The 903-nt window shown below is 31.2% G+C and carries 1 protein-coding gene; it reads left to right on the top strand.

The features are described 5' to 3' along the window. The coding region (locus L1D47_RS20830; RefSeq protein WP_239886633.1) for a sulfotransferase at window positions 1-842 on the top strand (842 nt) is incomplete at its 5' end. Window positions 843-903: the final 61 nt, after the last annotated feature.

Here is a 903-nt window from a genome sequence, read left to right as displayed (position 1 = left end):
TCTTTAGACTTGATGGGGGAATTATGGATATGATTTCTCAGAACAATAAAGAAATTAAAAGCGCGATGATAAATAAAAATAAGCTTTCATGTATACGTGGATGTATTTACGCATTAAAACACAAATCTATTCGCGCTTTGAAGAAAGGCTTTAATTCTTTAAGTGGTATGGAATATTACTTCAAAATTCGCTATTACCAACGTCTATATATCGCGCTATCTTTATATGAAAAAAAATTAAGAAAAGATGGCTTTGATGAATACGCATATTGGCGAGATTGGTTGAATGAGATTTCTCAGTTATTTTCAGATAATTCAAATCTTAAAAAAACTTATACTGTTCTTCAAAACCCGTTTTTTTATGATGAAACATTTGATGGCCATAAAAATATTTGGCCAGAATTATTTTCTCCATATAAGTTAATTTTTGTTCATCGTGATCCACTTGATCAACTTAGTGATCTTATAGCGACAGGTGCAATAAATGATTCTTCTTGGACTAGGTTTCATGGTAAAACCGGAGGATTAGATCCACTGGAGAGATTTAATGTTATTTCAAAGAAGCTTTACAATGGTAGGTTACGACTTCTATCAACGCATAGTAAGGAAGATGTAATAGTTGTTGGTTTTGAAGAGTTTGTACAAGAACATGATCGCGTTTCAAATAAACTTCTTAACTTTTTAGGACTACAAGGGCAAATATCAACATGGGATGCTTCAATATCTCAAAAAAATATTGGCAATGGAAGATTAGACCCAAAGGTGTTGCAGATGATAAAAGGTAAAGAAAGTTATATTGATGAGATTGTAGTGCTTCGAGAAAAGCTTATTAACTTTAGATAAATGGTTGTTAAAATGAAAAAAAATAATCACGATTTGACGTTGATTTTACTGAACTATAACA

This window comes from Shewanella sp. Isolate7, from assembly GCF_022398425.1.
Lineage (GTDB): Bacteria > Pseudomonadota > Gammaproteobacteria > Enterobacterales > Shewanellaceae > Shewanella.
The sequence above is the reverse complement of the archived record's forward strand: the minus strand, read 5'-3'. Positions and strand labels throughout refer to the sequence as shown.